At 74.4% G+C, this 19341-nt stretch carries 17 protein-coding genes; 10 read left to right on the forward strand and 7 right to left on the reverse strand.

Annotated elements, in window-relative coordinates; translation table 11 throughout:
* Positions 1-59: 59 nt before the first annotated feature.
* Positions 60-674 (forward strand): DUF1269 domain-containing protein, encoded by a 615-nt coding sequence (locus tag N555_RS0103010; protein ID WP_081865945.1) that lies wholly within the window; start codon positions 60-62, stop codon positions 672-674.
* Between the two features lie 49 nt (positions 675-723).
* Positions 724-2451, forward strand: a complete 1728-nt coding sequence (locus N555_RS0103015) for a SulP family inorganic anion transporter (protein WP_051683660.1) — start codon at positions 724-726, stop codon at positions 2449-2451.
* Here the strand turns inward: N555_RS0103015 and N555_RS0103020 are convergent.
* Complete coding sequence (locus tag N555_RS0103020) at positions 2448-3071, reverse strand: hypothetical protein (RefSeq protein WP_051683661.1); 624 nt, start codon at positions 3069-3071, stop codon at positions 2448-2450. The genes N555_RS0103015 and N555_RS0103020 overlap by 4 nt on opposite strands.
* Positions 3072-3250: 179 nt before the next feature.
* On the opposite strand from N555_RS0103020, the gene N555_RS0103025 reads away from it, so the two are divergent.
* Positions 3251-4639, forward strand: a complete 1389-nt coding sequence (locus tag N555_RS0103025; protein WP_029430023.1) for a glutamate decarboxylase — start codon at positions 3251-3253, stop codon at positions 4637-4639.
* 21 nt (positions 4640-4660) lie between these two features.
* On the opposite strand, the gene N555_RS0103030 is transcribed toward N555_RS0103025, so the two are convergent.
* Positions 4661-5221, reverse strand: a complete 561-nt coding sequence (locus N555_RS0103030; RefSeq protein ID WP_029430024.1) for a TetR/AcrR family transcriptional regulator — start codon at positions 5219-5221, stop codon at positions 4661-4663.
* Positions 5218-5814: a maltose acetyltransferase domain-containing protein gene (locus N555_RS0103035; protein ID WP_029430025.1), complete on the reverse strand. Its 597-nt coding sequence runs from the start codon at positions 5812-5814 to the stop codon at positions 5218-5220. The genes N555_RS0103030 and N555_RS0103035 overlap by 4 nt, the downstream gene beginning before the upstream one ends.
* A 66-nt stretch (positions 5815-5880) precedes the next feature.
* Between N555_RS0103035 and dtd the strand changes: the two genes are divergently transcribed.
* Entirely contained in the window at positions 5881-6300 is a 420-nt protein-coding gene (gene dtd / locus N555_RS0103040; RefSeq protein ID WP_369794003.1) for a D-aminoacyl-tRNA deacylase, read from the forward strand.
* A 272-nt stretch (positions 6301-6572) separates the two neighbouring features.
* A complete protein-coding gene (gene sigB, locus N555_RS0103045) occupies positions 6573-7556 on the forward strand; it encodes an RNA polymerase sigma factor SigB (RefSeq protein WP_029430027.1) in 984 nt (327 codons plus the stop codon).
* A 61-nt stretch (positions 7557-7617) separates the two neighbouring features.
* Here sigB and N555_RS0103050 read toward each other — a convergent pair whose 3' ends face one another.
* Both N555_RS0103050 and N555_RS0103055 read right to left on the reverse strand, forming a co-directional pair.
* Complete coding sequence (locus N555_RS0103050) at positions 7618-10320, reverse strand: bifunctional acetate--CoA ligase family protein/GNAT family N-acetyltransferase (protein WP_029430028.1); 2703 nt, start codon at positions 10318-10320, stop codon at positions 7618-7620.
* Positions 10313-11494 (reverse strand): acetoin utilization protein AcuC, encoded by a 1182-nt coding sequence (locus N555_RS0103055; RefSeq protein WP_029430029.1) that lies wholly within the window; start codon positions 11492-11494, stop codon positions 10313-10315. Before N555_RS0103055 ends, N555_RS0103050 begins: the two co-directional genes overlap by 8 nt.
* A gap of 162 nt (positions 11495-11656) precedes the next feature.
* Here N555_RS0103055 and N555_RS0103060 point away from each other — a divergent pair, with 162 nt between their 5' ends.
* Positions 11657-12391 (forward strand): metal-dependent transcriptional regulator, encoded by a 735-nt coding sequence (locus N555_RS0103060; protein WP_029430030.1) that lies wholly within the window; start codon positions 11657-11659, stop codon positions 12389-12391.
* Positions 12392-12481: 90 nt separating this feature from the next.
* Positions 12482-14551, forward strand: a complete 2070-nt coding sequence (locus N555_RS0103065) for a S9 family peptidase (RefSeq protein ID WP_051683663.1) — start codon at positions 12482-12484, stop codon at positions 14549-14551.
* Positions 14552-14684: 133 nt separating this feature from the next.
* On the opposite strand, the gene N555_RS0103070 is transcribed toward N555_RS0103065, so the two are convergent.
* Together N555_RS0103070 and N555_RS0103075 are read right to left on the reverse strand one after the other, a co-directional pair.
* Positions 14685-15716, reverse strand: coding sequence for a DUF4192 domain-containing protein (locus tag N555_RS0103070; RefSeq protein ID WP_029430032.1), 1032 nt, complete (start codon positions 15714-15716; stop codon positions 14685-14687).
* An 83-nt stretch (positions 15717-15799) separates the two neighbouring features.
* The gene (locus N555_RS0103075; RefSeq protein ID WP_029430033.1) at positions 15800-16093 is read right to left on the reverse strand and encodes a Dabb family protein; all 294 of its coding nucleotides are present in this window, start codon (positions 16091-16093) and stop codon (positions 15800-15802) included.
* A gap of 87 nt (positions 16094-16180) precedes the next feature.
* Between N555_RS0103075 and N555_RS0103080 the strand changes: the two genes are divergently transcribed.
* Genes N555_RS0103080 through N555_RS0103090 form a run of 3 tightly spaced genes read left to right on the forward strand, consistent with a single transcriptional unit; the run spans position 16181 to position 19341 of the window.
* A complete protein-coding gene (locus N555_RS0103080) occupies positions 16181-17449 on the forward strand; it encodes a glycosyltransferase family 4 protein (protein ID WP_081865947.1) in 1269 nt (422 codons plus the stop codon).
* Between the two features lie 10 nt (positions 17450-17459).
* Positions 17460-18266 carry a class I SAM-dependent methyltransferase gene (locus N555_RS0103085; protein ID WP_081865948.1) on the forward strand — a complete coding sequence of 269 codons (807 nt, stop codon included), beginning with the start codon at positions 17460-17462 and terminating at the stop codon, positions 18264-18266.
* A complete protein-coding gene (locus N555_RS0103090) occupies positions 18235-19341 on the forward strand; it encodes a prenyltransferase (protein ID WP_231502576.1) in 1107 nt (368 codons plus the stop codon). Before N555_RS0103085 ends, N555_RS0103090 begins: the two co-directional genes overlap by 32 nt.

A 19341-nucleotide genomic window follows, 5' to 3' on the forward strand; every position in this document is an offset into this window, starting at 1 on the left:
GGGTCCGGGTCCGGCGCACGAGGGTGGCGCTGCCCGAGTCCCGTCCCGAGAGGTGAGTCATGGCCAAGCAGGAGCACGACACCCTGTACGTGATCGCAGGCGCCTACGCCGACGTCGACGACGCCGTCGCCGACTACGAGGCCGTCAAGGCGCTGTACAAGGCCGTGCACAGCTCGCACGACTTCGACGCCGCCGTGATCGCCAAGGACGAGGCCGGCAAGGTGCGGATCGTCAAGAAGCACGAGCAGCCCACCCGCCACGGCGCGGCCGTCGGACTGGGGTGGGGACTGGCCACCGGCGTGGTCGTGGCGCTCTTCCCGCCCGTGGGCATCGGCATCGCCGCCGCGGGAGGCGCCGGAGCCGCGATCGGCGGGGTGGCCGGGCACGCCCACGGCGGCATGTCCCGCGGTGACCTGAAGGACCTCGGCGATGCCCTGGACGCCGGTCAGGCCGGCCTCATCGCCGTCTACGAGACGAACCTGGCCGACCAGATCGCGGCGACCATCAAGGCCGCCAACCGCATCGTGTCGAAGGCGACCGACATGGCCGCCGACCAGCTCGCCGAGGACATGAAGCAGGCGGAGGCGGAGGCCGATGCCGCGGCGCCGTCCGTCCCGAAGCAGGCCTCGCGCTCGCCGGAGTCGGCCGAGACCACGGCCCCGACCGGCGGGTGACGGCCCGGCGGGCGGTGGCCCGTCCCGGCGGGAGGCCGGGCGGGCTGCTGTGAGCCGCCGGCCGGTCCCGCGGGTCTTCGGCTCGTTGCGGGGCTACCGGATCGGCTGGCTGCGCGCCGACCTGGTCGCCGGGCTCACGGTCTGGGCGGTGCTGGTCCCCGAGTCGCTGGCCTACGCGACGATCGCCGGCGTCCCCCCGGTCGTCGGCCTCTACGCCGCCGTCCCGGCGCTGGTGCTCTACGCCGTCCTCGGCTCCTCGCGGCACCTGGTGGTGGCGTCGATGTCGGCGACCGCTGCCCTCTCGGCGGGCATCGTCGGCGACCTGGCCGACGGCGGGAGCGACCGCTACGTCGCGCTGACCGCTGCCCTGGCGATCGTCACGGGCCTGATCGGCATCGCCGCGGGCCTGGCCCGGATGGGCTTCCTGGCGGCGTTCATCTCCGAACCGGTGCTCAAGGGCTTCATCGTGGGCCTCGCCCTGACGATCGTGGTCGGGCAGCTGCCGAAGCTCTTCGGCGTCCCGAAGGGCGAGGGCGACTTCTTCCGGCAGCTCGCAGCGGTGATCGGCGATCTCGGGGACACCCACCTCCCCACGCTGCTCGTGGGTGCGGCCAGCCTGCTGCTGGTCCTGCTGCTGCGCCGCTGGCTGCCGCTCGTCCCCGGCTCGCTCGTCGTGGTGCTGCTCGGCATCGGGGCCGTCGCGCTGCTGGACCTGGACGCCGACGGGGTGGCGATCGTCGGCTCGATCGACGCCGGCCTCCCCCAGCTCGGCCTGCCCGACGTCCCCGGCAGCGACTACCTCACCCTGGCCGGGGCGGCGGTCGGCGTGCTGCTCGTCGGCTACGCCGAGGGCCTGGGCGCGGCGAAGACCTACGCCGCGCGGGCGGGCTACGACATCGACCCCGACCGCGAGCTGCTCGGCCTGGGCGCGGCCAACCTCGGCTCGGGACTCGCCTCGGGCATGGTCGTCAACGGCAGCCTCTCCAAGACCGCGGTCAACGGCAGCGCCGGCGCGCGGAGCCAGCTCTCCGGCCTGACCGTCGCCGCCCTGACCGTGCCCACCCTGCTGTTCCTGACCGGCCTGTTCGAGCAGCTGCCCGAGGCCACCCTGGCCGCCGTCGTGATCGCCGCCGTCGTCGAGCTCGTCGACGTCCCCGCCCTGCGCCGCCTCTACCGGGTGTGGACGCCGCACCTCGGCGGCATCTACGGCTGGGCGGCCCGCGCGGACTTCCTGGCGGCGGTGGCCGCGCTGCTCGGCGTGCTGGTCTTCGACACGCTCCCGGGCCTGTTCATCGGCATCGCGGTGTCCCTCGTCCTGCTGCTCTACCGGGCCTCCCGCCCGTACGTCGCCCGGCTGGCCCGCGGCACCGGCGACGGCGCCTGGCTCGACGTCGACCGGCATCCCGGCCTGGTGCCCGACCCGGCGGTGCTGGTCCTGCGGGTGGAGTCCGGCCTGTTCTTCGCCAACGCCGACCACGTCCGCGACGCCGTCCGCGCCCGGCTGACCGCGCAGACCCGCGCGGTCGTCCTCGACGCGCAGACCGCCCCGTTCATCGACGTCACCGCCACCGGCATGCTCACCCAGCTCGCGCACGACCTCGCCCGACGGCAGGTCACCCTCGCCATCGCCCACCCCGTCGGCCAGATCCGCGACGTGCTCCGGACGGCCGCCGGGGCCGCGGGCGTCGCGCTCGGCAGCTACGCCGACGTCGACGCGGCCGTCGCCGCGGGCCTGCACCCCGGCGGAACGGCACCGGGCGGGCCGACCGCTCCCTAGCTCTCGCCGGCCGGGTCGGCGCCGGTCAGTCCCGCGACGGCGCATGCCAGGAAGCAGGCGGCGCCGGCCGAGGTGGTCCAGTTCGCCGCCGCCAGGTCCAGCATCGACCCGGAGTCGGGGACGACGTACCCGGCCACCGCGGCGACGCCGAAGAAGACGCAGCCCAGGAGGTTCGCGCCGGCCTGCCACCAGCCGGGCGCCGACCGTGCCGGGAGCACCCCGTGCCGCGACGACGCCACGTAGGCGATCACCCCGGACACGAGGAAGCAGAGGGAGCCGAACGCGTCCGGCCGCCACACCAGCCGGTCGTAGTCCGCGGCCGACAACGCCGTCTGCAGGGCCCGGAACGTCGTGACGTTGAAGAAGAGCGTGCCGGCGAACTGGACGACCGCGGTCCACCACGCGGCCCGGCCGGGGCCGCCGTCCCCCCGGTCCGCCACCGCCAGCCACACCTGCAGGGCGCCGCCGGTCGTGAAGAACAACGACCCCGCGAAGAAGGTCAGCGAGTCCGCCACCGGTCCGACCAGCGAGAGGTACCCGGGGAACGGGCCGACCAGGAAGCAGGTGGAGCCGACGGCGAAGGCCAGGGACATCCACCACGCGGCCGCCGGCGGGGGCATCCGGGCAGCGTCCGCCCGCGCCGGCTCCGCGCCGCGGCTCCTCGACCCGTGCGCCGCCACGACCCGATCCCATCGGCACCGGGTCCGGGGCTGCCTCACCCTCCTCGGATGACGTCGCCGGCCGCTTCCCGACCGAGCATGGCCCGCACCGAGTCCGGCGACGTGGAGGGGCCTGTCCCATGGGTGTGTTGAAGAGCGCGACGACGACCGGCGAGGACGCGGCACTGCGGCCGCGGTTCACCCGCGCCGGGATGGTGGAGGTGCCGCGGGACTCCATCCCGGAGGGGTCGATGCTGCCGCAGACGGCGTACCAGGTCGTCCTCGACGAGGTGATGCTCGACGGCAACGCGCGGTTCAACCTGGCCACCTTCGTGACCACCTGGATGGACGAGGAGGCCGACAAGCTCTACGCGGCCACCGTCGACAAGAACATGGTCGACAAGGACGAGTACCCGCAGACCGCCGACATCGAGGCCCGGTGCGTCCGGATGCTGGGCGACCTCTGGCACGTGCCGGACGCCCTCGACAGCGTGGGCACCTCGACGACGGGCAGCTCCGAGGGCTGCATGCTCGCCGGCCTCGCGCTCAAGCGGCGCTGGCAGCAGGCGCGGCAGGCGGCGGGGAAGCCGGCCGACCGGCCCAACATCGTCATGGGCGGCAACGTGCAGGTCGTCTGGGAGAAGTTCGCCAACTACTGGGAGGTCGAGCCGCGCTACGTGCCCCTGGAGGGCGACGTGTTCCACCTGACCGCCGACCGGCTGCTGGACCACGTGGACGAGAACACGATCGGCGTCGTGGCGGTCCTGGGCTCGACGATGGACGGCACGTACGAGCCGGTGCAGGAGATCTGCGCCGCCCTGGACGGGTACGAGGCCGACAGCGGTGTCTCCGTCCCCGTGCACGTCGACGCCGCCTCGGGGGGCTTCGTCGCGCCGTTCATCCAGCCCGACCTGGTCTGGGACTTCCGGCTGGAGCGGGTGGTCTCGATCCAGTCCTCCGGCCACAAGTACGGCCTGGTGTACCCCGGCGTCGGGTGGGTCCTGTGGCGCAGCGCCGAGCACCTGCCCGAGGACCTGGTCTTCCACGTCAACTACCTGGGCGGCGACATGCCGACCTTCGCCCTGAACTTCTCCCGTCCCGGTGCGCAGGTCGTGCTGCAGTACTTCCAGTTCCTCCGGCTGGGCCGGGAGGGGTACCGCCTGGTCCAGCAGAGCTGCCAGGACGTCGCCGTCCACATCTCGCAGACCCTGGCCGCGATGCCGGAGTTCACCGTGATCGCCGACGGCACCGAGCTGCCCGTGGTGGCGTTCGGCCTGAGCCCGGCCGTGACCAAGTACGACGTCTTCGACCTGTCGCGCAAGCTGCGCGAGCGCGGCTGGCTCGTGCCCGCCTACACGATGCCGCCCAAGCGCGACGACCTCGCCGTCCTCCGCATCGTGGTGCGCAACGGCTTCAGCCACGACATGGCCGAGCTGTTCCTGCGGGACCTCCGCACGGCGATCGACTGGCTCGACGACCTCGACTCGCCCATGCCCCGGGAGGAGCAGCCGAGCGGGTTCCACCACTGACCGTCGCCGGGACGGCGCTGCTCAGCCCGCCAGGCGGAGCAGCGCCGACCGGATCTGGCCGGCGTCCATCGGGTCGGTGGACAGCGCGCTGTGCAGGACCAGCCCCTCCACCAGCGCGTCCACCTCACGGGCGGTGACCGGGTCGAGGTGGCGCTCGAGGCTGCGCCGGCTGCGGGACATCCAGTCCTGGGTCACGGCCCGCAGCGCCGGGTCGCGGGCAGCGGCGGCGTACAGCTCGACGGCGAGCACGAGGTCGCGCCCGGAGGCCAGCAGGTCACCGGTCAGGTGCCCGACCAGCGCCTCCATCGCCGCCGCCCGGTCCGGGGCGGCCCGCATGCGCGCGTCGAAGCGGGCGGCCACGGTGTCGACGTGCCGGGTGAACGCGGCCGCCAGGAGCTCGGTCAGCGAGGCGAAGTGGTAGGTCAGCGACCCGAGCGGGACGTCGGCGGCCGCGGCGACGGCGCGGTGCGAGGTCCCGGCGACCCCGCGCTCGGCGATGACGTCGAGCGCGGTGGCGACCAGGCGGTCCCGCCGCTCGGGGTCGTGCCGCCTCGCCCGCCGCGCCGGCGCCGGCCCGGTCACCGGTCCCCGGGCTCCAGCGTGCGGACGACGCGCGCCGGGTTGCCCACGGCCACCACGTCCGCCGGCAGGTCCCGGGTGACCACCGCGCCGGCACCGACGACGGTGTTCTCCCCGATCGTGACGCCCGGGAGCACGATCGCGCCGCCGCCCAGCCAGACGTTGTCGCCGATGGTGATCGGCTCGGCGGCCTCCCACTTGTCCCGGCGCGGCCCGGGCTCCACCGGGTGGGTCGGCGTGAGCAGCTGCACGTTGGGCCCGATCTGGACGTCGTCGCCGATGGTGATGGCGGCGACGTCGAGGGCGACCAGACCGAAGTTGGCGAAGCAGCGGGCCCCGATGCGGATGTTGCTGCCGTAGTCGACGTACAGCGGCGGGCGCAGCTCGGTGCCCTCCCCCACCGCGCCCAGGAGCTGCTCGAGCAGCCGGCGCCGGAGCGGGCCCTGCCGCACGGAGGTCGCGTTGTAGGCGGCGGCGAGGTCCAGCGCGGCGGCGCTCGCCTCGCCGATCTCCGGGTCGTCGGCGATGTAGAGGTCGCCGGCGAGCATCCGCTCGCGCATGGTGCGGGTGTCGGGCGCCGTGGCGGCATCGCTCATAGGAACGACCGTACACATCGGCGGGCCCGGGCGTCGTCAGGGGAGGATGCCCTTGTGCGCGCAGTCGTGAGCAGGGTCGCTACAGCGGCTGTAACGGTGGACGACGTGGTGGTCGGCGAGATCGGCCGGGGGCTGCTGGCCCTGGTCGGCGTCCGCCGCGAGGACGACGGAGAGGCGGCCCGCACGCTCGCCCGGAAGCTGCACGAGCTGCGCATCTTCCCCGGTCAGGACGGCGAGGTGTCAGCCGCCGACCTCGGGCTGCCGGTCCTCGTCGTCAGCCAGTTCACGCTCTACGGCGACACGAGGAAGGGCCGTCGTCCGTCCTGGGTCGACGCCGCGCCGGGCGGGACGGCCGAGCCGCTGGTCGGCGAGGTCGTGGCCGAACTGCGGCGGCGCGGCGCGGAGGTGGCGACCGGGGTCTTCGGCGCCCGGATGCTCGTGTTCTCGGTCAACGAGGGGCCGATGACGTTGCTGCTCGAGGTCTGACGCCGGCTGCTTCCACAGGTGTAGTTCGCCCCGGAGAGAACCGGGTACGTACGGGTGACGCAACGCACGTCCTGTGGGTTGGCTGTGAACGGTCCTGTTGTGGAACACCCGACCCCGTCGCTGCCGTTGGACAGGGCGTACCACACAGACAGAAGAGATGGAGCGAGGGCCGCCGGCAGAGGCCGGGACCCTCACATCGACGCCCGGTCGCCCCGCCGCGAATTGACGTCCGGCACGGGCATCCGAACCAGAGGCAAGGACGAAGACACATCGTGACGCTGCTGCAGTCTTCCCCCGACGACGCCCTCGAGGTGCGCTCGCCTCGCCGCGAGCCCGACACCAGCGGCCTGGTGTCCACCGACCTCGTCCGGGTGTACCTGAACACCATCGGCAAGACCGCCCTGCTCACCGCCGAGCAGGAGGTCGAGCTGGCCAAGCGCATCGAGGCGGGGCTGTACGCCGAGCGGCTGCTGGCCGAGCGCCAGCTCACGCCCGCGGTGAAGCGCGACTACACGGCCCTGGCCACCGACGGCAAGGCCGCCAAGCGCCACCTGCTGGAGGCCAACCTCCGGCTCGTGGTGTCCGTGGCCAAGCGCTACACCGGCCACGGCATGACCTTCCTCGACCTCATCCAGGAGGGGAACGTCGGCCTGATCCGTGCGGTCGAGAAGTTCGACTACACCAAGGGCTTCAAGTTCTCGACCTACGCGACGTGGTGGATCCGCCAGGCGATCACCCGCGCGATGGCCGACTCCGGACGCACCATCCGGCTGCCCGTCCACCTGGCCGAGCAGGTCAACAAGGTCGTGCGCACCCGCCGCCGGATCCACCAGGAGCTGGAGCGCGAGCCCACCGCCGAGGAGCTCGGCCTCGAGCTGGACATGACGGCCGAGCGGATCACCGAGCTGCTCGAGTACAGCCGCGACCTGGTCTCCCTCGACCAGACCGTCGGCGCCGACGAGGAGTCCCGGCTCGGTGACTTCATCGAGGACGCCGACGCCGCGGTCGCCGAGGACGCCGTCGCCTTCCAGATGATGAAGGGCGACGTCCGGAACGTCCTGCAGACGCTCGAGGAGCGGGAGCGTGACGTCGTGATCCTGCGCTTCGGCCTGGACGGCGGCCAGCCGCGGACGCTGGAGCAGATCGGCAAGCAGTTCGGGCTGTCCCGCGAGCGGGTCCGCCAGATCGAGCGGGAGACGATGGCCAAGCTGCGCGACCCGCAGCGCGCCGACGCCCTCCGCGACTACCTGGGCTGACCACCACGCGGTCCCGTCGAGAGCCCGTCACCCCGTCCGGGGTGGCGGGCTCTCGCCGTGTCTAGTCCCCCGGTGACCGCATGCGGCGGGGGCCGGGGTCGACGCGGGCCGTCGGCCGGCCGACGCGGGCCGTCGCCCCGGCGATGACCAGCGACCGGCCGCCGTGCCAGGGCTGCGCCGGGCCGACGATCACCGGTTCGAGGCTCAGCCCGAGCACCTCCGGCAGGTCGTCGGCGAGCCGCGCCACCCGCAGCAGCAGGTCCTCCAGCGCCGCCACGTCCACCGGTTCCGAGCCGCGCCAGCCGTTGAGCAGCGGCCAGGCCCGGGGGGCCCGCACCAGCTCGGCGGCGTCCAGGTCCGTCATGGGCAGCGTGCGGAAGGCACGGTCGCCCAGCAGCTCGGTGGCCACCCCGCCGACACCGAAGCTGACCAGCGCGCCGAACGAGGGGTCGTCGACGATCTCCACCACGGTCGCCACGCCGGGAGCGGCCATCTCCTGGACGATCACCGGGTCACCGGCCGGGATGGCCCGGAAGGCCGCCCGGACGGCGGCGGCGTCGGGCAGGTCCATCCGCACCCCGCCCAGGTCGGTGCGGTGGCGCAGCCACGGTGCCGTGGACTTCAGCACCACGGGGTAGCCGATCGCGTCGGCGGCCGCGACCGCCGCGTCGTCGCTGGTCACGGTCCGGGTCCTCAGCAGCGGCATGCCGTAGGCCGCCAGCAGCCGGATGACCTCGTCGTCGGTGAGCATCCGCCCGCCGGGGGCCTCGGCGAGGACGCCGTCGACGAACGCGCGCGCCGCCGACTCGTCGACGTCGGGCAGGACGGGCAGCTGCCCCACCGGCCGACGCCGCCAGCGGCCGTACTCCACGACCTTGGCCAGGGCGATCACCGCGCGCTCGGGGGTCGAGAACGACGGGACCGAACCCCGCGCGGGCATGCCGTCCTCACCGGCCACGACCAGCTCCGGGGGGATGCCCTCGGTGGAGAGGAACGTCGCGACGATCGGCTTCGGCGAGCCGACGGCGACCTCGCGCAGCACCGGCCCGAACTCGCCCGAGCCGGCCATCATCGGGGGGAGGAAGACGGCGACGACGGAGTCGACCGCGTCGTCGTCCACCGCGGCCTGCAGCGCGGCGCGGAACGCCTCCGGCGATCCGGTCGCCCCGATGTCGACCGGAGCCGCGTGGGCGAGCTCCAGCCCCTCCTCCAGGACCGCGTCGGCGACCAGCTGCCCCATCGCGGTCGAGTTGCCGACGACGGCGACCCGCGGGCCCTCCGGCAGGGGCTGGTGCGCCAGCACCGTGCCGACGTCGAGCAGCTGGGCCACCGTCTCCACCCGGATGACGCCGGCCGAGGCGAAGAGGGCGGCCACCGACTCCTCGGGAACGGCCACCGACGTGCCGGCGAGCCCGGGGGTGATGTCGACGTGCCGACCGCTCTTCACGGCGACCACGGGCTTGGTCCGCCCGACGCTCCGGGCCAGCCGCGCGAACTTCCGGGGGTTGCCGAAGCTCTCCAGGTAGAGCAGCACCACCTCCGTCGCCGGGTCGGTCGCCCAGTACTGCAGGAGGTCGTTGCCGCTGACGTCGGCCCGGTTGCCGGCCGAGACGAAGCTGGACAGGCCGATCTGGCGGCTCAGCGCGCGCTGCAGCAGGGCGATGCCGAGCGCGCCGGACTGCGCGAAGAAGCCCACCCGGCCGCGGCCCGGGATCTGCGGGGCGAGACTGGCGTCGAGTCGGACCGCGGGGTCGGTGTTGACGATGCCCAGGCAGTTGGGCCCGACGACCCGCATCCCCGACGCCCGCGCGGCCGCGACCAGCTGCCGCTCCCCGATCCGGCCCTGCTCGCCCGTCTCGCCGAAGCCGCCGGAGATGATCACCAGCCCGTGCACGCGCTTGCGCCGGCAGGCCTCCACGACCCCCGACAGCTGGTCGGCCGGAACGGCGATCACGGCGAGGTCGACGTCGCCGGGGATGGCCTCGATGTCGGCGTAGGCCGGGACCCCCCGCACGTGCCGGGCCCCCGGGTTGACCGGGTAGACCGGCCCGTCGAACCCGTAGGACAGGAGGTTGCGGAAGACGACGTTGCCGAGCTTGCCCGGGTCGGTGCTCGCACCCACGACGGCCACCGATGTCGGCGTCAGCAGCCGGGCGATCGAGCGGGACTCGCTGCGCTGCTCCCGTTCGAAGGCCACCGCCAGTGCCGCCTCGGTGGGCGCGATCGGGAAGGTCAGGTGGACCACGCCCTCCTCGTAGGTGCGGGTCGGGGTGTAGCCGGCGTCGAGGAAGACCCGCACCATCCGGTTGTTCTGGGCCAGCACCTCGGCGACGAAGCGCTTGATGCCGCGCTCCAGCGCCGCGGCGGCCAGGTGCTCCAGCAGCACCGAGCCCAGGCCGCGGCTCTGGTGGGCGTCCTCGATGAGGAACGCCACCTCGGCGTCGTCGGTGTCGGGGTAGCGGTCGTAGCGGCCGACGCCGATCAGCTGGTCGCCGAGGACCAGCACGAAGGCGACCCGGTCGACGTGGTCGACGTGGGTGAAGCGGCGGAGGTCCTTCTCGCTCAGCCGCTTCATCGGGCCGAAGAACCGGTAGTAGCGGGTCTGGTCGGAGCTGCGTTCCATGAGCCCGACCAGGCCCTCGGCGTCGCCGGGGCCGATCGGCCGCAGGTGCACGGTGCCACCGTCGGCGGCGACGATGTCGGCCTCCCAGTGCGCCGGCGGCTGCGGCTCGGGGCTCTCGGGTGCGCTCGGCTGCTCAGTCACGGGGGTCGTCCGGGTCGAGGCCGAAGTAGGGGTAGGAGGCGTGCCGGGTGCGCAGGATCGCGCGGTCCACGCGGGACTCGGTGAACGGGTCCCAGTGGGCGAAGCCGGTGTAGCCGCCCTCGGTCATGTGCGTCGGCGGCCGGGCCCGCAGCCCGCGGCGGACGACGTCCTCCCGCCAGGACTCGGGGATCTCGGTCGCCGGGTCCAGCCGGTCCCCGGAGGCCTCGGCGATGAGGTGCGTCCAGGCCCGCGGCACGCACCGGACCAGGCCGTACCCACCGCCGCCGAGCGCGATCCAGCGGCCGTCGCTGAGCTCGTGGGCCAGGTCGTGCAGCGCGCGGTAGCTGGCCCGCTGGCCGTCGACGGTGAGGGCGAGGTCGGCCATCGGGTCCTCGTGGTGGGCGTCGCAGCCGCACTGGGTCACCAGGATCTGCGGCTGGAACGCCCGGAGCGCACCCGGGACGACGGCGGAGAAGGCCCGCAGCCAGGCCGAGTCGTCGGTGCCGTTGGGCAGCGCCAGGTTCACGGCGCTGCCGAGGGCCTTGTCCGGGTCCCCGGTCTCCTCGGGGAAGCCGGTGCCCGGGAACAGCGTCAGCGGGGTCTGGTGGACGCTGACGGTGAGCACCCGCGGGTCGTCGTAGAAGGCCGCCTGGACGCCGTCGCCGTGGTGGACGTCGATGTCGACGTAGGCGATCCGCTCGTAGCCCTGGGCCAGCAGCCAGGCGATGGCCACCGCGGCGTCGTTGAACACGCAGAAGCCGGCTGCCCGGTCGCGCATCGCGTGGTGCAGCCCGCCGGAGATGTTGATCGCGTGCTGGCTGCGGCCCTCGTGGACCAGCCGCGCGGCCTGCACGCTTCCGCCGGTGATGAGCGCCGCCGCGTCGTACATCCCCGGGAAGATCGGGTTGTCGTCGGTGCCCAGCCCGTGGCCGACCCCGGGGTCGCCCGGTGCCCGGCGCACGGCCTCCAGGTAGGCCGGGTCGTGGACCAGGGTGAGCAGGTCCACGTCGGCCGGCTCCGGCTTCACCACCGTGATCCGGTCGTTGGCCAGCACGCCGAGGCTGTCGGCCAGCTGGATCGTCAGGTCCAGGCGCACCGGGTGCATCGGGTGCTCGCCACCCATGGTGTAGCCCAGCAGTGCGTCGTCCCAGACGACGGCGACCGAGTCACTCACGCCTGTTCCCCGCTCGCCGTCGTGCCGGCCACCGTGCCTCGATGCTCACCCCCGGACGCTACCGCCGGGAATCGCCGGAGGTGCGCCACCGTTTCCCACCTCCGGCGAGCCTGGGAAGTCGCCCCCCGCCCGTACGATGGACGGTGACACCCGAGGAGAGTTGTGAACGATCTGATCGACACCACGGAGATGTACCTCCGGACGGTCTTCGAGCTGGAGGAAGAGGGCGTCGTCCCTCTCCGTGCCCGCATCGCGGAGCGCCTGCACCAGAGTGGTCCGACCGTCAGCCAGACGGTCGCCCGCATGGAGCGCGACGGCCTGCTCACGGTCGAGGGAGATCGGCACCTGCAGCTCTCGGAGGAGGGCCGCCGCCTCGCCACCGCCGTCATGCGCAAGCACCGGCTGGCGGAGTGCCTGCTCGTCGACGTGATCGGCCTGGAGTACGCCGACGTCCACGAGGAGGCGTGCCGCTGGGAGCACGTCATGAGCGAGGCGGTGGAGAAGAAGCTCCTCGCGCTGCTGGGCAACCCCACGGTCTCCCCCTTCGGCAACCCGATCCCGGGGCTGGAGCAGCTCGGCGGGGACTCCCCGGCCGCACCGCTCGGCGGCGAGACCTCCGCCGTGCTCGACGCCCTCACGCTGCTGTCCACCACCGCGACGCCCGACGGCCGGCGGGTGGAGATCCGCCGGATCAGCGAGCAGCTGCAGGAGGACACCGACCTCATCCGCTCGCTCGCCGAGCAGGGCCTGCGGCCCGGCGCGACGGTCACCGCCCGCGTCGAGCGGGACACGGTCAGCGTCGACGGCGAGCTGCTGCCCGCCGGTGTCGCCCAGCACGTGTTCGTGAACGCGCTCGACGAGGAGCTGACCCCCGCCCAGGCCGCGCCGCTCCTGTAGGGAACGCCACCCCGCACGCCTCCGGAGCCGCCGTCCCCCACGGGACGGCGGCTCCGGCGCGTGTCGGGCCCCTTCACTACGGTGGCCAGGGTGAGTTCGCCCGACGCCGCCAGCACCCCCGCCAGCAGTCCCTTCGCCGACCTGGCCGACTACGCGGCGCTGCCCCGGGTCAGCGGTCTCGCGCTGTCGCCGGACGGCCGGCGCCTGGCGGTCTCGGTGCAGACCCTCGACGCCGAGGGCAAGAAGTGGGCCTCGGCGTTGTGGGAGGTCGACCCGGAGGGGCAGCGACCGCCGCGCCGGCTGACCCGCAGCGCCCCGGGTGAGTCCGCACCGGTCTTCGCCCCCGACGGCTCGCTGCTGTTCACCTCCGCGCGGCCGGACCCGGCGGCGGGGCCGGACGCCGGGGACCCCAAGCCGGCGCTGTGGAGCCTGCCCGCCGACGGCGGCGAGGCCCGGCTGGTCGTCGCCCATCCGGGTGGCGTGGGCGGGGTGACGGTCGCCGCCGACAGCGGGGACGTCGTGGTCGTCGCCTCCGCGACGCCGGGGGCGGCCGACGCCGAGGAGGAGGCCGCCCGGCGCAAGGCGCGCAAGGACGCCGGCGTCACGGCGGTGCTGCACGAGCGGTACCCGGTCCGCTACTGGGACAGCGACCTCGGCCCCGCCACGTCACACCTCTTCTGGGCCGGGCAGCTCTCCGCCGAGGACCCGACCGGCGCCGCTGCCGAGCCGGTCGCGCTCCGCGACCTCACCCCGGAGGCCCGGCCGCCCGCCGGCGGAGGCGAGGACCCGGCGCTGTCCCCCGACGGCAGCCGGCTGGTCGTCGTCGAGTCGGTGCCCGACGGCCCGGCCGGCCAGCGCAACCGGGTCGCGCTGGTCGACCCCGCCACGGGTGGGTCCCGGCCGCTGGTCGACGACCCGCTGGCCGACGTCTACGCCGCGCGTTTCTCCCCCGACGGGTCCGCGGTCGTCTGCGTCCGCGAGGCGCTGTCCAGCTTCGCCGAGCCGCCGGACTACACCCTGCTGCACGTCGACGTGGCGTCCGGGGAGATCCGCGACCTCACCGCCGGCTTCGACCGCTGGCCGAGCGCCCCCCAGTTCGCCGCCGACGGCGGGTCCGTCTACTTCCTGGCCGACGACGGCGGCCGGCACGCGGTGTTCCGGGTGCCCGTGGCCGGCGGGGAGCCGGTGCGGCTGACCGCCGACGGTGCCTACAGCGACCTGCGGATCGCCCGCGACGGCAGCGCCCTCTACGCGCTGCGCTCGGCCTACGACGAGCCGCCGACCCCGGTCCGGCTGGACCCCGAGGCGCCGCTGCAGCAGCCGGCCGGGCTGCCCTCCCCCGGTGCCCTGGGTCCGCTGTCCGGGACCCTGCACGAGCTCACCGCGACCGCGACGGACGGCGTCCCGGTCCAGTCGTGGCTGGTGCTGCCGGAGGGCGCGTCCGCCGACTCGCCCGCCCCGCTGCTGCTGTGGGTCCACGGCGGCCCGCTGATGAGCTGGAACTCGTGGTCGTGGCGGTGGAACCCGTGGGTGATGGCCGCCCGCGGGTACGCCGTCCTGCTGCCCAACCCGGCCCTGTCGCAGGGCTTCGGGCAGGAGTTCGTCCGCCGCGGCTGGGGCTCCTGGGGTGAGGCGCCCTACACCGACCTGATGGCCGCGGTCGACGCCGCCCTGGAGCGGCCCGACCTCGACGCCGGCCGGACGGCGGCGATGGGCGGCTCCTTCGGCGGCTACATGGCGAACTGGATCGCCACCCGGACCGACCGCTTCCGCGCCATCGTCACCCACGCGAGCCTCTGGAACCTCGACTCCTTCGTCGGCACCACCGACGCGGCCTACTACTGGGAGAAGGAGTGGGGCGACCCGTTCACCGAGCCGCGCCGCTACGAGCTGCACTCGCCGCACCGCTACGTCGACGCGATCCGCACGCCGATGCTGGTGATCCACGGCGACCGGGACTACCGCGTGCCCATCGGCGAGGCGCTGCAGCTCTGGTACGGGTTGCAGAAGCGCGGCGTCCCGTCGAAGTTCCTCTACTTCCCGGACGAGAACCACTGGGTGCTCACCCCCGGCAACTCCACGGTCTGGTATGAGACGGTGCTGTCTTTCCTGGCCGAGCACGTCCTCGGTCAGGAATGGGAGCGCCCCGAACTGCTGTGAGGTGGCCGGGTCACCACGCCACCCACGTCCTCGGTCAGGAATGGGAGCGCCCCGAACTGCTGTGAGGTGGCCGGGTCACCACGCCACCCACGTCCTCGGTGCCGAATGGCAGCGTCCCGAGCTGCTCTGACGCTCAGCCCGGCGGGCCGACCACGTCGACGATGAGCGCGCGCAGCTCCGACGGGTGGACCCGCGCGGCCAGGCCGTCGGCCAGCAGGCCCGCGAGCCCGTAGCCCGGGCGGGAGGTCAGTGCCCGCTCGAGCGCGACGTTGGCGAAGGCCCCGTCCCCGCGCAGCCACGCGGCGGCCGCCAGCAGCGTTGCCGGCGCCGCGTCGAACGGCGCCGGCGCCCGCCGGGTGCACTCGGTCCACAGCGTCTCGGCGGCCCCGGCGTCCGCGCCCAGCGACAGGCCCAGCGCCCGGTCGCGCACCGTGAGATCGGTGAGCGCCCGGACGACCGCCGCCACCTCCCGGTCGCCGAGGCCGCCGGTCCTCCCGGGGCGGCACAGCTCCAGGGCACGGAGCACCGCGGCCCACCCGCCGGCGGCCCCCGGGAGCAGCGGCGAGATCGCCGCCGCGCAGGTGTCGGTGTCCGGTCCCGGCACGCGGTCGATCCGTGCGGCGAGGGCCGCCCGGCTGGGTTCGACGACGGCGCCGGCGGCCACCGCCGCGACCTGGACCTCCGACACCCCGCCGGGCAGCGGTGTACCGACGCCGGGCGAGCAGCACGGTCGCAGGCAGTCGTAGGACCACCACCGACCGGCCCGCACGAGGAGCGCATCCCGCACGGGGACGTCGAGATCGGTCAGCGCCAGCACCAGGTCGTGCACGAGCGCCCGGTGCGGCAGGTCGGCCACCACCTCCCCCGGCGGCCCGAACGGGAGCTGCTCCCGCTCGTCGGGGAGCTCGGTGACCACGAACACCAGCGCGCCGGCCGGTTCCTCCCCCGCGACCGCCGAGGCCAGGTCCCAGACCGACGGCCCTCCCCCGGCGGTCCCGCGCGGCAGGTCGGCGCGGACGGTGAGCCCGACCCGCCTGCCCGTGGGGCCGCCGATCGCCATGAGCACGACCGACTCGTGCGGCGGGAAGCCCAGCAGCGCGGGGAGGGCGGCAGCGATCTCGCCGGGGTCGGAGACGCGCACCAGGGAGCGCGGGGGTTCGTCCATGACCCCGACCGTGCTGGTGGCGCGACTCTCCCTGGCCCGTCCCGGCGGATCTGTGGACCCGGCCGCCGGCTGTGGACGAGGCGCTAGACCTCGTACTGGACGGCGGTGCGGGCGGCCAGGATCGGCGTCACGTGCTCGGCGATGACCTGCAGGTGGACCGGGTCCTCCGCGTACCGGCGCCAGGCCTCGGCGTCCGGGAAGTCGGCCACCAGGGCGGCGTGCGCGTTGCCCGCTCGCAGCCCGGCGTCGGGACCGATCGCGAAGGAGGTCATCCCGCCGACCGTCTCCGGAAGCCGGCCGAGCTCGGCGAGCGTGGCGGCGCGGCGCTCCTCGTCGGCGTCGTCGGACCAGGTGAACACGACCACGTGGCGCAGCATGCGTGCCAGCCTCCCAGCCGGACCGACCGGCGTGCATCCGACCCGCGCCGGTCCGGGTCCCCAGCCGGGGTCGTTAGAGTCCCGGTCATGGGACGGCCGCTGCGCATCGCCTTGCTGTCCTACCGCAGCAAGCCCCACAGCGGCGGCCAGGGGATCTACGTCCGTGCCCTGTCGCGCGAGCTGACCGAGCTGGGGCACGACGTGCAGGTCCTCAGCGGCCAGCCCTACCCCGAACTCGACGAGGGCGTTCCGCTGGTGCAGGTGCCCAGCCTGGACCTCTACCGGGACCCGGACCCGTTCCGCATCGTCCGCCCGTCGGAGATCCGCGACTGGATCGACGTCGCGGAGTGGGCGAACATGGCCGTGGCCGGATTCCCCGAGCCGCTCACCTTCAGCCTGCGGGCCGCGCGGCTGCTGCTGGGCGGGCGCGGCGGGTCGAGCCTCGCGCCCTTCGACATCGTGCACGACAACCAGTGCCTCGGGTACGGCCTGCTGCGGCTGGTCAAGGCCGACGTCCCGACCGTGGCCACCGTGCACCACCCGGTCGCGATCGACCGGCAGCTGGACCTGGCGGCCGCGCCGTCGCGCTACCGCAAGCTCACGCTCCGCCGCTGGTACGCGTTCACCCGCATGCAGGCGCGCGTGGCCCCGCGGCTGGACGCCATCACCACCGTGTCGGAGAGCTCGCGGGCCGACATCGGCACCCACCTCGGGGTGCCGGCGGAGCGGATCGAGGTCATCCCGGTCGGGATCGACCCCGACGTCTTCACGCCGCCGCCGGCCGACCGGCCGCGCGACCCCGAGTCGATCGTGGTGATCACCAGCGCCGACGTCCCGCTCAAGGGGCTGGTGCACCTGCTCGAGGCCGTGGCGAAGCTGCGTACCGAGCGGGCCGTGACGCTGACCGTCGTCGGCAGCGCCCGCCCGGGCGGCCCGGCAGAGAGCGCACTGGACCGCCTGGCCCTGCACGACGCCGTCACCTTCACCGGCTCGGTGCCCGAGGCCGAGCTCGTCCGCCTGCTGCAGCAGGCCGCCGTCGTGGCGATCCCGTCCCTGTACGAGGGCTTCTCGCTGCCGGCGATCGAGGCCATGGCCTGCGGCACCCCCCTGGTCACCACCGACGCCGGCGCGCTGCCCGAGGTGGTGGGCAGCCAGGCCGGCCTGCGGGTGAAGGCCGGGGACGTCGACGAGCTCACCGCCGCCCTGCGGCTGGTGCTGGACTCCCCCTCCCTGCAGGAGCAGCTGGGCCGCGCCGGACGGCGCCGGGTGCTCGCCTCCTACACCTGGCGGTCCGCGGCCGAGCGCACCGCGGCCTGGTACGCCGAGGTGCTGGACCGGAAGAAGACCGACCGATGAGGACCCGCACGTGCTGACAGTCGACTACGACCTGCTGGACCTGCGCCCCGGGATGACCCTGCTCGACCTGGGCTGCGGCGAGGGCCGGCACACCTTCGAGGCCTACCGGCGCGGCGCCCGGGTCGTGGCCCTCGACTGGGGCGTCGACGAGGTCACGACCACGCAGAAGTGGGTGACCGCCATCGGCGAGGCGGGCGAGGCGCCGGCCGGCGCGGCCGCGACCGCGGTCCGGGGCGACCTGCTGCACCTGCCGGTCCCCGACGCGAGCGTCGACCGGGTCATCGTCGCCGAGGTGCTCGAGCACATCCCCGACGACGCCGCCGCGATGGCCGAGATCGTCCGGGTGCTCAAGCCCGGCGGACGCGTCGCGGTCAGCGTGCCCCGCTGGCTGCCGGAGCGGATCTGCTGGGCACTCTCCGACGAGTACCACGCGAACGAGGGCGGCCACATCCGCATCTACCGCGGCGACGACCTCCGGACCCGGCTGACCGCAGTGGGCCTCGAGCCGGGCCGGACGCACCACGCGCACTCCCTGCACGCGCCATTCTGGTGGCTGAAGTGCGCCATCGGCGTCGGACGCGACAACGCCGCCGTCCGCGCCTACCACCGGCTGCTGGTCTGGGACCTCACGAAGCGGCCCTGGCTGACCCGGACCGCCGAGAAGGTGCTGGACCCGGTGATCGGCAAGAGCCTGGTCGTGTACGCCGACAAGCCGGCTGCCGAAGGGGACGGGCCGGCGGTCGCCGGCGCGCCCGCCGCGCGGCGCTGGACGGCCGGCTCCGCCGGTGTGGACCGGGAGCGGGCCGCTGCCCGCTGAGCCGGCGCTCCTGCCGGAGCTGCCGGGGATCGTGTCCGGCGGGCAGGTGCGCCGGACCGTCGACTGGATCGCCGACCAGCAGGACGCCGACGGCGCCCTCCCCTGGTTCCGCGGTGGCCAGCTCGACCCGTGGGACTCGATCGAGGCGGCCATGGCTCTCGACGTCGGAGGCCGGCACGACTCCGCCGCAGCCGCCTACCGCTGGCTGGCCGCGCGGCAGCGACCGGACGGGTCCTGGGCGTCGGAGTACCGGCTCGCGTCGGGGACGTACGCGGAGACCTCTCCCGGGGTCGAGAGCAACCACGCCGGGTACCTGGCCGTCGGGCTGTGGCACCGGTGGCTCGTGACGGGCGACGACGCCCTGGTGGCCGAGCTGTGGCCGGCCGTGCGCCGGGGGCTGGACCTGGTCACCCGCATGCAGCTGCCCGGCGGGACCATCGGCTGGGCGCTGCAGCCGGACGGCACCCCGGACGACACCGCGCTGCTGACCGGCAACGCCAGTCTCTTCCAGGCGCTGCGCTGCGGAGTCGCCCTCGCGGACCTGCGGGGCGAGCCGCAGCCGGACTGGGAACTGGCCGCCGTCGACCTGGGCGCCGCGCTGCGCACCCGCCCGGAGGCCTTCGCCGACCGCTCGCGGTACTCGATGGACTGGTACTACCCGGTGCTCGCCGGCGCCCTGACCGGCGCCGCGGCGGAGGACCGGCTGGCCTGGGGCTGGGAGACCTTCGTGGTCCCGGGGCTCGGGATCCGCTGCGTGTCCGACCGGCCGTGGGCGACCGGCGCCGAGACGTGCGAGCTGGCGCTGGCGCTGAGCGCCGCGGGCCGTCCGGACGACGCGCTGGAGCAGGTGGCCGCCATGCAGCACCTGCGCGACGACGACGGCTCCTACTGGACCGGCCTGGTGTTCGCCGACGGGAAGCGCTGGCCGATCGAGCGCACGACGTGGACCGCCGCCGCCGTCGTCCTGGCCGCCGACGCGCTGTCCGGCGCCACCGGTGCCTGCGGTCTGTTCGCCGACCCCGCCGCCCTCCCGCCGGTGGGCGCGGACGAGGAGTTCCAGCCCCGTCCTGGGTAG

It is taken from the genome of Blastococcus sp. URHD0036, from assembly GCF_000701365.1.
Lineage (GTDB): Bacteria > Actinomycetota > Actinomycetes > Mycobacteriales > Geodermatophilaceae > Trujillonella.

Coding starts and splice junctions, on each gene's coding strand:
- N555_RS0103010 (WP_081865945.1), top strand. CDS start 60: ATGGCCAAGCAGGAGCACGACACCCTGTACGTGATCGCAGGCGCCTAC.
- N555_RS0103020 (WP_051683661.1), bottom strand. CDS start 3,071: ATGCCCCCGCCGGCGGCCGCGTGGTGGATGTCCCTGGCCTTCGCCGTC.
- N555_RS0103025 (WP_029430023.1), top strand. CDS start 3,251: ATGGGTGTGTTGAAGAGCGCGACGACGACCGGCGAGGACGCGGCACTG.
- N555_RS0103035 (WP_029430025.1), bottom strand. CDS start 5,814: ATGAGCGATGCCGCCACGGCGCCCGACACCCGCACCATGCGCGAGCGG.
- N555_RS0103070 (WP_029430032.1), bottom strand. CDS start 15,716: ATGGACGAACCCCCGCGCTCCCTGGTGCGCGTCTCCGACCCCGGCGAG.
- N555_RS0103075 (WP_029430033.1), bottom strand. CDS start 16,093: ATGCTGCGCCACGTGGTCGTGTTCACCTGGTCCGACGACGCCGACGAG.
- N555_RS0103080 (WP_081865947.1), top strand. CDS start 16,181: ATGGGACGGCCGCTGCGCATCGCCTTGCTGTCCTACCGCAGCAAGCCC.